The sequence below is a fragment of the Moritella sp. 28 genome (assembly GCF_018219435.1).
GTDB lineage: Bacteria > Pseudomonadota > Gammaproteobacteria > Enterobacterales > Moritellaceae > Moritella.
The window spans coordinates 609,782-622,158 of sequence record NZ_CP056121.1 but is presented as its reverse complement, the minus strand read 5'-3'; the positions used below and the strand labels follow the sequence as shown (position 1 = coordinate 622,158).

Below are 12,377 nucleotides of genomic sequence, written 5' to 3'. Positions count from 1 at the left end.
ATAAATAGAATTAACGCATAATATGTCACGGATAGTAATCATTAATCAGGAATAAGTATATAAGCAATTGCCTTCCTCAATGACAAAAACACGAAAGAATCACCCTGTCTTGTTTTAGACAATGTAGCACATCATAATGGCATCTTCTCTACCCGTTGCCGCAGGATAATAGCCAAAACGACGATCAACTTCATTAAAACCAATATTTAAATACAACTGATAAGCTGCATGGTTCGACTCACGAACTTCTAACCATAATTGAAACAGAGCTTGCTGTTGACATTGTTGGATAAGATGATTAATAAGTAGCTTTCCGTAACCCTTGCCTTGATGTGCAGGGGCTACCGCAATATTGAGCAAACTTCCTTCTCCAGCTACTTGACTCGCGAAGTAATAACCTAAAATTTGCTCATCTTTTATCAATAAGAAATTAAAGTATCGAGCGCCGAAATTACTGGCTAAGACTTTATCCGACCAAGGAAATGCATGGCTCGCAGTTTCAATTTGTTGGATTAAAGGTAAATGTTCAGGTGTTAGTGGAATGATTTTTGGCATTAAAAGACTCGTTATTGCATATAACTGACGATTTGTTGCCAAAGCTGCTTTTTCGCTTGAGCAGAATGCAACAGTACATCTAAATGAGGTGATGATAGTTGCTGTTTTGCAGCAAGATCTGATTGTTTACAACCGATAGTCCAAATCCATTTCGGAGTTTGGTAATAATACTTTAACTCATCTTCAGTAATGATATGGCTTTGATTGAGTTCAAGCTGTAATGTACGCAAGACTTGTTTGATAAATTGACTGTGCGGTGTAAGTTTATCATTGGCGATAATCAGAATTTGGCAATGCTTAGGTAATGGCTTTTTTTCGGCCTGGCTAGCAAGATGAGGAAATTGTTCAGGCTTATGACATTGCCATAATGTGATACCCATTTGCTGCAAGTAATAACGTGAAAAATTACTCATTGGATAACCATATCTGAAGATTTACAGAAGAAAGTGGCAGGGGTGGAGAGATTCGAACTCCCATCACGCGGATTTGGAATCCGCTGCTCTGCCGTTGGAGCTACACCCCTACAAGATGAACAGGATTATAACTTAATTTATCATTAAAGTTAAATCTGTTTCTTTGATTTGATAGTAATTATAAAATTGGCAGGGGTGGAGAGATTCGAACTCCCATCACGCGGATTTGGAATCCGCTGCTCTGCCGTTGGAGCTACACCCCTAAAACTGTCTGTTTAAGACTACGTCATAAACAATATTTACTCAGACTAGGTCTAAATAAATAGTAATTGGCGCTTGGCGATGCCCTACTCTCACATGGGGAAGCCCCACACTACCATCGGCGTTATTACGTTTCACTACTGAGTTCGGAATGGGATCAGGTGGTACCGCAACACTATGGTCACCAAGCAAATTTGGTTTGCTTTCAAGTTGTATCTTTAAAATCTGAAAAGCTATAAATAAAGAAGTCTTTAAAACCTATCTTTCGATAAATAGTAGTGTTCAATCAATTCTTAAGTCGTATTTCAATTAATCATACTTCAGTTTGTATGGTTAAGCCTCACGGGTAATTAGTACAAGTTAGCTCAATGCCTCACAGCACTTACACACCTTGCCTATCAACGTTGTAGTCTCCAACGGCCCTTCAGGGGACTTAAAGTCCCAGTGAGAACTCATCTCGAGGCCTGCTTCCCGCTTAGATGCTTTCAGCGGTTATCAGTTCCGAACTTAGCTACCGGGCAATGCTATTGGCATAACAACCCGAACACCAGTGGTTCGTCCACTCCGGTCCTCTCGTACTAGGAGCAGCTCCTCTCAATTCTCAAACGCCCACGGCAGATAGGGACCGAACTGTCTCACGACGTTCTAAACCCAGCTCGCGTACCACTTTAAATGGCGAACAGCCATACCCTTGGGACCAACTTCAGCCCCAGGATGTGATGAGCCGACATCGAGGTGCCAAACACCGCCGTCGATATGAACTCTTGGGCGGTATCAGCCTGTTATCCCCGGAGTACCTTTTATCCGTTGAGCGATGGCCCTTCCATTCAGAACCACCGGATCACTAAGACCTACTTTCGTACCTGCTCGACGTGTCTGTCTCGCAGTTAAGCTGGCTTATGCCTTTGCACTAACCACATGATGTCCAACCATGTTTAGCCAACCTTCGTGCTCCTCCGTTACTCTTTGGGAGGAGACCGCCCCAGTCAAACTACCCACCAGACACTGTCCGCAACCCCGATAAGGGGCCTACGTTAGAACATCAAACGTACAAGGGTGGTATTTCAAGGTTGACTCCACATCATCTAGCGACAATGCTTCAACGTCTCCCACCTATCCTACACATGTAGGTTCAATGTTCAGTGCCAAGCTATAGTAAAGGTTCACGGGGTCTTTCCGTCTAGCCGCGGGTACACTGCATCTTAACAGCGATTTCAATTTCACTGAGTCTCGGGTGGAGACAGCGTGGCCATCATTACGCCATTCGTGCAGGTCGGAACTTACCCGACAAGGAATTTCGCTACCTTAGGACCGTTATAGTTACGGCCGCCGTTTACCGGGGCTTCGATCATGAGCTTCGACCTAAGTCTAACCCAATCAATTAACCTTCCGGCACCGGGCAGGCGTCACACCGTATACGTCATCTTTCGATTTTGCACAGTGCTGTGTTTTTAATAAACAGTTGCAGCCACCATTTCTCTGCGACCGACAATAGCTTACGGAGCAAGTCCTTCACCATCATCGGCGTACCTTCTCCCGAAGTTACGGTACCATTTTGCCTAGTTCCTTCACCCGAGTTCTCTCAAGCGCCTTAGTATTCTCTACCTAACCACCTGTGTCGGTTTGGGGTACGATTCTCTTATATCTGAAGCTTAGAGGTTTTTCCTGGAAGCCGGGTATCAACTACTTCATCTCCGTAGAGACTCGTCATCAGCTCTCAGCCTAATGTGCGCCCGGATTTACCTAAGCACACAGCCTACAACCTTAAACATGGACAACCATCGCCATGCTAGCCTAACCTTCTCCGTCACCCCATCGCAATATAAGTGAGTACAGGAATATTAACCTGTTTCCCATCGACTACGCCTTTCGGCCTCGCCTTAGGGGTCGACTCACCCTGCCCCGATTAACGTTGGACAGGAACCCTTGGTCTTTCGGCGTGGAGGTTTTTCACCCCCATTATCGTTACTCATGTCAACATTCGCACTTCTGATACCTCCAGCAAGCTTCTCAACTCACCTTCGACGGCTTACAGAACGCTCCTCTACCATGCAAGAACAAGTCTTGCATCCGTAGCTTCGGTGGTATGTTTAGCCCCGTTAAATCTTCCGCGCAGACCGACTCGACCAGTGAGCTATTACGCTTTCTTTAAAAGATGGCTGCTTCTAAGCCAACTTCCTGGCTGTCTGAGCCTTTCCACATCGTTTCCCACTTAACATACACTTTGGGACCTTAGCTGACGGTCTGGGTTGTTTCCCTTTCCACGACGGACGTTAGCACCCGCCGTGTGTCTCCCGCGATTGAACTTATTGGTATTCGGAGTTTGCAAAGGGTTGGTAAGTCGGGATGACCCCCTAGCCTTAACAGTGCTCTACCCCCAATAGTTAGACGCGAGGCGCTACCTAAATAGCTTTCGAGGAGAACCAGCTATCTCCCGGTTTGATTGGCCTTTCACCCCCAGCCACAAGTCATCCGCTAATTTTTCAACATTAGTCGGTTCGGTCCTCCAGTTGATGTTACTCAACCTTCAACCTGCCCATGGCTAGATCACCGGGTTTCGGGTCTAATCCCAGCAACTATTCGCGCAGTTAACACTCGGTTTCCCTACGGCTCCGCTATTCGCTTAACCTTGCTACTGAAATTAAGTCGTTGACCCATTATACAAAAGGTACGCAGTCACAGAACAAGTCTGCTCCCACTGCTTGTACGTATACGGTTTCAGGTTCTATTTCACTCCCCTCACAGGGGTTCTTTTCGCCTTTCCCTCACGGTACTGGTTCACTATCGGTCAGTCAGTAGTATTTAGCCTTGGAAGATGGTCCTCCCATATTCAAACAGCATATCACGTGTGCCGTCCTACTCGATTTCACAGTAAGGTCGTTTTCATGTACGGGACTATCACCCTGTATCGTGAAACTTTCCAGAATCTTCCACTAACTTCCAAACTGCTTAAGGGCTAGACCCCGTTCGCTCGCCGCTACTAAGGGTATCTCTATTGATTTCTTTTCCTCGGGGTACTTAGATGTTTCAGTTCTCCCGGTTCGCTTCGTAACGCTATGTATTCACGTTACGATACTCTACAAAGTAGAGTGGGTTCCCCCATTCGGAAATCTGTGGATTAACGCTTTTTATCAACTCCCCACAGCTTAACGCAGATTAACACGTCCTTCATCGCCTCTGACTGCCTAGGCATCCACCGTATACGCTTAGTCACTTAACCATACAATCTAAAGTCGACCGTACAATTGAAATAACTAGGTATTATCTAGTTTTTTTCGCCTCAAGAATACTCAAGAACACTATATTGTTATTACCGAAGTAATAACGTGTTTTAAGAACTTCTTTATTTATTCAGCTTTCCAAATTTTTAAAGAGCAATTTGCTAAAAAGCAAAGATAAGCATTAAACTGCTTAGCTTTGATTTTTAATCAGAAAGAAAAAATACTCCATCTTCCTTTACAGAAGAAAGATGGTATCCCGTACGAGATTTGAACTCGTGTTACCGCCGTGAAAGGGCGGTGTCCTAGGCCTCTAGACGAACGGGACACTATTTACTTTCTACGTTTGGATTTCATCCCAAACGTTGTCTTATTTTCATAAGACTGTCTTTAACGTTTCTATTCAAGCAATTTGTGTGGGCACTTACAAAAATTAACAACTTTACGTAAGGAGGTGATCCAGCCCCAGGTTCCCCTAGGGCTACCTTGTTACGACTTCACCCCAGTCATGAACCACACCGTGGTCATCGCCCTCCCGAAGGTTAAGCTAATGACTTCTGGTGCAGCCCACTCCCATGGTGTGACGGGCGGTGTGTACAAGGCCCGGGAACGTATTCACCGTGACATTCTGATTCACGATTACTAGCGATTCCGACTTCATGGGGTCGAGTTGCAGACCCCAATCCGGACTACGACGCACTTTATGGGATTCGCTTACCATTGCTGGTTTGCAGCCCTTTGTATGCGCCATTGTAGCACGTGTGTAGCCCTACTCGTAAGGGCCATGATGACTTGACGTCGTCCCCACCTTCCTCCGGTTTATCACCGGCAGTCTCCTTAGAGTTCCCACCATTACGTGCTGGCAAATAAGGATAAGGGTTGCGCTCGTTGCGGGACTTAACCCAACATTTCACAACACGAGCTGACGACAGCCATGCAGCACCTGTCTCATAGTTCCCGAAGGCACCAATCCATCTCTGGAAAGTTCTATGGATGTCAAGAGTAGGTAAGGTTCTTCGCGTTGCATCGAATTAAACCACATGCTCCACCGCTTGTGCGGGCCCCCGTCAATTCATTTGAGTTTTAACCTTGCGGCCGTACTCCCCAGGCGGTCTACTTAATGCGTTAGCTTAAGAGCCCAGTTCTCAAGGAACCAAACTCCGAGTAGACATCGTTTACGGCGTGGACTACCGGGGTATCTAATCCCGTTTGCTACCCACGCTTTCGCATCTGAGCGTCAGTTACTTGCCAGGTGGCCGCCTTCGCCACTGGTATTCCTTCAGATCTCTACGCATTTCACCGCTACACCTGAAATTCTACCACCCTCTCAAGAACTCTAGTTTGCCAGTTCGAAATGCAGTTCCCAGGTTGAGCCCGGGGCTTTCACATCTCGCTTAACAAACCGCCTGCATGCGCTTTACGCCCAGTAATTCCGATTAACGCTTGCACCCTCCGTATTACCGCGGCTGCTGGCACGGAGTTAGCCGGTGCTTCTTCTGCGAGTAACGTCACAGCAGTAGAGTATTAATCTACTGCCTTTCCTCCTCGCTGAAAGTACTTTACAACCCTAAGGCCTTCTTCATACACGCGGTATGGCTGCATCAGGGTTTCCCCCATTGTGCAATATTCCCCACTGCTGCCTCCCGTAGGAGTCTGGACCGTGTCTCAGTTCCAGTGTGGCTGATCATCCTCTCAGACCAGCTAGGGATCGTCGCCTTGGTGAGCTCTTACCTCACCAACAAGCTAATCCCACTTGGGCTCATCTAGTCGCGAGAGCTTTCAAGAAGAGGCCCCCTTTCACCCGTAGGTCGTATGCGGTATTAGCAGTCGTTTCCAACTGTTGTCCCCCTCGACTAGGCAGATTCCCAAGCATTACTCACCCGTCCGCCGCTCGACGCCAGAATAGCAAGCTATTCTTCGTTTCCGCTCGACTTGCATGTGTTAAGCCTACCGCCAGCGTTCAATCTGAGCCATGATCAAACTCTTCAATTAAAAGTTTTTTGACTAATCAACAATGTTGATTAAGTCGGCTCAATGAATTCTGTACTTCAACAACAAACCGAGGTTTGTTGTTTATAAAACCAAATCTTTCGATTTAATTTAATGTTCACAATTACATTGATATAATTTTTGGTCATTATATCTCTGCAAGTGCTCACACAGATTGCTTGAATAAATTGTTAAAGAACATACTGAGCGGCTGTTGCCGTGTCAGTGGGATGCATTATAGATAATGGTGCTCCATTGGCAAGTGATTTTATAAATTTCGTTCCATTTTAAAGATAAACCTTAAAAACCGAACACAATTCAAACAAAACAAATTAAAAACAAGCAATAGTTCACCTAGCTATGCTCTTTTCGACAAATCATTCACGTCATTATCATGATTTAGAGGGTTACTTATTCAATTTTTATATTTTATTTACTTATATAGGTAGAATTTACTTACTGGGTCAATTTAAACTATTATTTAATTTGTCTTTAATACGTGACCTAACTCTCTGGTTTAGGTAACATGCGCCCTTTTTACGGTTTTGGAGTTTGAATATACATGCCCTTCCAACTTGGTCAGCGCTGGATCAGCGATACGGAATCAGAATTAGGATTAGGAACAATAGTTGCCATAGAAGGCAGAATGTTAACGCTATTATTTCCTGCAAGTGGTGAGAACCGTTTATATGCTCGTAACGAAGCGCCGATCACTCGAGTCATGTTTAATGTCGGTGATCAGGTACTCTCTCATGAAGACTGGAGCTTAACCGTTACTGAAGTAACAGAAAGCTCAGGTATCATTACTTATGTCGGTATTCATCAAGACTCCGGTGAAGAAGTTTCTTTACGTGAAACATTCCTGAACAATTTTATCAAATTTAATAAACCACAAGATCGCCTATTTGCAGGCCAAATTGATCGAATGGATCGATTTGTATTACGCCATCAAACATTACAGCATCAGTTTTCTCAACAACAATCTCTATTAAATGGCATTCAAGGTCCACGTGTAAGTCTGATCCCACATCAATTACATATTGCAACCGAAGTGGGTCAACGTCATGCTCCTCGAGTTTTACTTGCCGATGAAGTGGGTTTAGGTAAAACCATTGAAGCAGGTTTGATCATCCACCAACAGCTGACTGCTGGCCTTGCCAGTCGTGTGTTAATTCTGGTACCAGAAACATTACAACACCAATGGTTAGTGGAAATGATGCGTCGTTTCAATCTTCACTTTAGTATCTTTGATGAAGAGCGTTGCATCGAATCGCTCGCAGAAGCAGATAACCCATTCGAAACTGAACAGCTGATATTGTGTAGTCTGGACTTCTTACGTAAAAAGCGTCGTCGTTTTGAGCAAGCCGTGGGGGCAGATTGGGATTTACTGGTTGTTGATGAAGCCCATCACCTTAAATGGAGCGAAACAGAACCAAGTCGTGAATATCAAGTTGTCGAATCATTGGCACAAAAGTCTCCAGGCGTATTACTACTCACAGCAACCCCGGACCAACTAGGTCACGAAAGTCACTTTGCACGTTTACGTTTATTAGATCCAAACCGTTTCTATGATTATGCCGCATTCGTTGCTGAAGAAAATAGTTATTCCGTTATTGCGCAAACAGCACAAGAACTATTAGATTCACCAATCGTTTCTCCCGAAACAGCAACATCATTAACTAAACTATTAAGTGAAGTTGATATATCAGACAAGCTGACTTTAATTCAAGCATCACCAGATTCAGATGAAGCACAGCAGGCGAAACAATCAATCATCAGTCAATTATTGGATCGCCATGGCACAGGTCGTCTATTATTCCGTAATACGCGCTCTGCAATCAAAGGTTTCCCGACTCGCCACTATCAGCCAATTCCTTTAGCACTACCAGACCAATATAAAACGTCATTAAAAGTCGCACAAATGATGAACGGCTCAGCAAGTTATGCGGAAGCTGCGCGTCGTGGTCTATACCCAGAAGAAATATTTTTAGAATTCGAAGGCAAAGACGCATCTTGGTGTAGCTTTGACCCACGTGTTGAATGGTTACAAAACTTCTTACTTGCCAATAAAAATGAAAAAGTATTAGTCATTGCAGCTAATGCCGAAACAGCTATGTCAATCGAAGAATCACTGCGAGTAAGTGAAGGCATTCGTGGAACAGTATTCCATGAAGGTATGTCTATTATCGAGCGTGATAAAGCAGGCGCTTACTTCGCTCAAGAAGATGCAGGCGCACAAGTTCTACTTTGTTCTGAAATTGGTTCTGAAGGTCGTAACTTCCAATTTGCACAACACCTCGTATTATTCGATTTACCATTAAACCCAGATTTACTTGAGCAACGTATTGGTCGTTTAGATCGTATCGGTCAGAAAAATAACATCAGTATTCACGTTCCTTTCTTTAGCAATACCGCACAGGATGTATTACAAAACTGGTATCAAAATGGCCTAAATGCGTTTGAGCATACTTGTCCTATCGGTGGCGATATTTTTGCAGAAGTAAAAGATGAATTACTGACTCAGCTAGCCGCAAAAGAAATTGATGTTGCAGCAACGGATGCATTGATCACTGATACACGTAGTCAATACGATGTATTAAAAGCAAAAATGGAAAGTGGTCGAGATCGTTTACTGGAACTAAACTCTAACGGCTTGGGTAAATCAGACGATATTATCACGCAATTAAAAGCCAATGATGATAGTCCTACGCTCCCTATTTTTGCGATACGATTATTCGATGTTATTGGTATAAACCAAGAAGATCGTGGCGAGAATATGCTGATATTAAAACCGACAGATCAAATGTTAGTACCAAGCTTGCCACATCTATCTGAAGACGGCATTACAGTTACCTTCGATCGTGAAACCGCATTATCGCGTGATGATGTGCATTTTCTTACTTGGGAACACCCATTAATACGCGCATGCATTGAATTAATCATGACGTCTGACACAGGTTCAACTGCTGTTTCACTATTAAAAAATCCAGCCCTACCTGCTGGCACTATTTTATTAGAGCTACTTTATGTAGTAGAAACCTCGGCACCACCTTATTGTCAAATTAATCGTTTCTTACCCGCAACGCCAATACGTCTGCTGCTCGATAAGAATTGTAACAATTTGGCATTAAAAGTAGACTTTGATAGTTTCAATCGTCAGCTTAATGCGATTAATCGCCATATTGCGACCAAACTAGTTTCAGCATCACAAACTATTATTCACGACCTTATTGGTAAATCAACAGTGGTCGCTGAAGATCAAAAGCAAGCAATCACCAACGCAGCACTGGCAACAATGCAGCAAAACATGAGTGTCGAGCTTGAACGTCTACAAGCATTACAAAAGATTAACCCTAATGTACGTGATGAAGAACTGGCCTTTATTGAAAAACAAACCGCAGAACTCACTACACACATTAATAATGCTCAGCTTAAACTAGATGCGGTACGCTTTATTGTCGTTACACCGAACTAAATAAGGCATATTATAATGACGAGCAACAAAGGTGCTAATTTCGGTTAGCCCTTTGTTATTACTTTATATTATTAACAAACGGTAATTTAAAACTTACCTTCTAAATTATTCACGATATTGTATATACCCTATGCCCGATTTTATTTATGCTCCGCCGCAACACCCTCGATTAGATATTGTTTATCAAGACGATGCCATTATTGTATTAAATAAGCCGAGTGGATTACTAAGCGTACCAGGGCGATTACCCGAACATACCGACAGTATTGCGAGTCGGGTACAAGAATTATTTCCCGCAGCGACAATTGTGCACCGTTTAGACATGTGTACTTCCGGTGTGATTTTAATGGCATTGACTAAATCCGCGCAGAGCCACATCAGCAGACAATTTCAACAACGCTCAACTGCAAAGTATTACTATGCTCGTTTAGAAGGTATCCCAACTGCTGAGTCTGGCAGCATTGATTTACCATTACGCTGTGATTGGCCAAATAGACCAAGGCAACTTGTTGATTTCGAGGAGGGTAAACCAGCACTCACGCATTGGCAGGTGATTGCAAAACAACAAGAACATGGCGATAACAATCAACAAGCCAGCGCCACAGTATTACTCAAACCTGTGACAGGCCGCTCTCACCAACTACGTGTACATATGTTAGCATTAGGCACTCCTATCTTGGGTGATGAGCTATATGCATCGGAAAAAGGTATTGCCAGTGCAGTGCATTTACAACTGCATGCCGCGATGTTAGAAATTGAACATCCCCTAACATCAAAAAAAATTACATTTAAGGTCAAACCACCTTTTCCAATTGATTAGTATGACTATTTACTTTAGGAATGATGAATGCTTAAGGCGCTTGTATTATTACTTTTATCCACTTTGTCGCTACAAATATACGCTGAAGAGAATAATGCTGAAGAGAGTAAAGACAAAAATGAGACCAATAAGCCGACAATCGCCTTCCCAATTTCTCAGCAACGCGTGTTTGATCAAGACTTAACTAAATACAGTAATGCAAGCGAAGTGGCTTGGTTAGGTGATAAAGAAAATCGATTTTTTACTTTATGGCTTGAACAAACGACAGCAAAAGTTACAGGTACAAGTTGGATTTTTTCCGATACCTATACCTCAGCTAATAACCCCAACATTATCCAAACTCTGCGCTATCAGCTCAATGATAAAGGATTACATACCTATTCTATATCGCCATTAAGTCAAACCTTAACATCAGAGCAAGCCGAGCAACGTTTACAAGCGCAATTACGCATCTTACAAGACAAAATAGTGAGCCAAAAAAGTAAGCGATTACTAATCTTACAAGGCGCTAATTGCCAGGCAATGGTAAACGTATTGATTAAAAACAAAGATATTTACGTCGATGCGATTGTGTTACTTAGTGTACATAGCCCCACCCCAGCGTTAGCATCTCAACTAATTAGCCAAATGCACCAACTAAAAGTACCTATTTTAGATTTGTATGCGCAAACAGATAGCTTAGCGATAATTAATCAAGCAAAATTAAGACAGATAGCAGAAAAGCGTATTAACACAGATAAGTACAGACAAACTGAAGTGATAGGCTTACAGGGACAAGTTGAGACTCAAATCGCAACCAGCCAAATAATTTATGGCTGGTTGGTTAAACTCGGCTGGTATTAGCGCATTTTTCTCGATTCTTTTACTACGTCATAAGCACCTTGGATATCTTGGGCTTTCTCTTTAGCAATAATCATCATTTCTTCTGGCAAACCTTTCGATACCAATTTATCCGGATGATGTTCATTCATTAATTTACGATAAGCACGCTTAATTACTTTGTCGTCATCCTCAGCACTCACACCTAATTGCTGATAGGCGTTAGTTAATGCTTCTTCACGGCTTACTTTACTGCCATGGCGGTGCGAACGTAATTCCGCTTCCATCATGCGTAATAAATTATCCATGTCCTGAGTCGTCACACCCAAGATCGCACCGATACGATGAAGGATATCACGCTCTGCTGTGGACAATTCAAGATCGGCAAAAGCAGCCTGAATTTGTATCTCCAGGAACATTTTAATCAGATCTCGACGTAACACACTTACACGGCGAAAATCTCGAACCGTTTGCTCTAACGGGAAATCAGCTTCCTTACCCTGATTGAATGATACTTGAGCTGCACGACGAGTTTCGCCTGTCAGTTTCATTCGGTCCATTAACTGCGTAGCGACATGAATTTCAGCTTCGGTAACGTGACCGTCCGCTTTTGCCATGTGCCCCATCACCGAAAATGAGGTATGTAAGAAAATATCCTGACGCTTATGCGCAGCAGGCCGAGTATCAATACCGAGTCGAGGTCCAAACTGGCGCTTTAATATAGAGCCAACCCAGATCATAAAAATCGCACCAAAAAATCCGCCGAATTTAATACCGATCGCGGATAGTAAAATGTAAAACAACATATTCATAAAAGTAGCTACCAA

General features: G+C 43.3%; 6 protein-coding genes, 3 tRNA genes and 3 rRNA genes. 3 read left to right on the top strand and 9 right to left on the bottom strand.

Translation table 11 applies throughout. The features are described 5' to 3' along the window. Window positions 1-114: 114 nt before the first annotated feature. From rimI to HWV02_RS02870, 8 genes are all read right to left on the bottom strand, one after another. Window positions 115-555 (bottom strand): ribosomal protein S18-alanine N-acetyltransferase, encoded by a 441-nt coding sequence (rimI, locus tag HWV02_RS02905; RefSeq protein WP_211689648.1) that lies wholly within the window; start codon window positions 553-555, stop codon window positions 115-117. Between the two features lie 11 nt (window positions 556-566). After that, a complete protein-coding gene (locus tag HWV02_RS02900) occupies window positions 567-968 on the bottom strand; it encodes a DNA polymerase III subunit psi (protein ID WP_211678378.1) in 402 nt (133 codons plus the stop codon). A 34-nt stretch (window positions 969-1,002) separates the two neighbouring features. Next, window positions 1,003-1,078 (bottom strand) — tRNA-Trp (locus tag HWV02_RS02895). A gap of 77 nt (window positions 1,079-1,155) precedes the next feature. Further along, window positions 1,156-1,231: transfer RNA gene (locus HWV02_RS02890), tRNA-Trp, on the bottom strand. A gap of 71 nt (window positions 1,232-1,302) precedes the next feature. Beyond that, window positions 1,303-1,418, bottom strand: a 5S ribosomal RNA gene (gene rrf, locus HWV02_RS02885). A gap of 140 nt (window positions 1,419-1,558) precedes the next feature. Then, a 23S ribosomal RNA gene (locus tag HWV02_RS02880) occupies window positions 1,559-4,449 on the bottom strand. 250 nt (window positions 4,450-4,699) lie between these two features. Then, a tRNA-Glu gene (locus HWV02_RS02875) sits at window positions 4,700-4,775 on the bottom strand. A 119-nt stretch (window positions 4,776-4,894) separates the two neighbouring features. Further along, window positions 4,895-6,439: ribosomal RNA gene (locus HWV02_RS02870) — 16S ribosomal RNA — on the bottom strand. The 16S, 23S and 5S rRNA genes sit together here with 3 tRNA genes alongside, the layout of an rRNA operon. A 559-nt stretch (window positions 6,440-6,998) precedes the next feature. Between HWV02_RS02870 and rapA the strand changes: the two genes are divergently transcribed. The 3 genes from rapA (at window position 6,999) to HWV02_RS02855 (ending at window position 11,574) form a co-directional block, all read left to right on the top strand. Beyond that, entirely contained in the window at window positions 6,999-9,911 is a 2,913-nt protein-coding gene (rapA, locus tag HWV02_RS02865; protein WP_211689647.1) for an RNA polymerase-associated protein RapA, read from the top strand. 130 nt (window positions 9,912-10,041) lie between these two features. Further along, window positions 10,042-10,731 carry a pseudouridine synthase gene (locus tag HWV02_RS02860; protein WP_211689646.1) on the top strand — a complete coding sequence of 230 codons (690 nt, stop codon included), beginning with the start codon at window positions 10,042-10,044 and terminating at the stop codon, window positions 10,729-10,731. 27 nt (window positions 10,732-10,758) lie between these two features. Further along, window positions 10,759-11,574 (top strand): DUF3530 family protein, encoded by an 816-nt coding sequence (locus tag HWV02_RS02855; RefSeq protein WP_211678375.1) that lies wholly within the window; start codon window positions 10,759-10,761, stop codon window positions 11,572-11,574. Here HWV02_RS02855 and djlA read toward each other — a convergent pair. Next, a complete protein-coding gene (gene djlA / locus HWV02_RS02850; RefSeq protein ID WP_211674002.1) occupies window positions 11,571-12,362 on the bottom strand; it encodes a co-chaperone DjlA in 792 nt (263 codons plus the stop codon). The two genes, HWV02_RS02855 and djlA, sit on opposite strands and share 4 nt — an antisense overlap. Window positions 12,363-12,377 lie beyond the last annotated feature (15 nt).

What these genes read in the sequence shown, in the direction of transcription:
- rimI (WP_211689648.1), bottom strand. Translation starts at nt 555, where the DNA reads ATGCCAAAAATCATTCCACTAACACCTGAACATTTACCTTTAATCCAA.
- rapA (WP_211689647.1), top strand. Translation starts at nt 6,999, where the DNA reads ATGCCCTTCCAACTTGGTCAGCGCTGGATCAGCGATACGGAATCAGAA.
- HWV02_RS02855 (WP_211678375.1), top strand. Translation starts at nt 10,759, where the DNA reads ATGCTTAAGGCGCTTGTATTATTACTTTTATCCACTTTGTCGCTACAA.
- HWV02_RS02860 (WP_211689646.1), top strand. Translation starts at nt 10,042, where the DNA reads ATGCCCGATTTTATTTATGCTCCGCCGCAACACCCTCGATTAGATATT.
- HWV02_RS02900 (WP_211678378.1), bottom strand. Translation starts at nt 968, where the DNA reads ATGAGTAATTTTTCACGTTATTACTTGCAGCAAATGGGTATCACATTA.
- djlA (WP_211674002.1), bottom strand. Translation starts at nt 12,362, where the DNA reads ATGAATATGTTGTTTTACATTTTACTATCCGCGATCGGTATTAAATTC.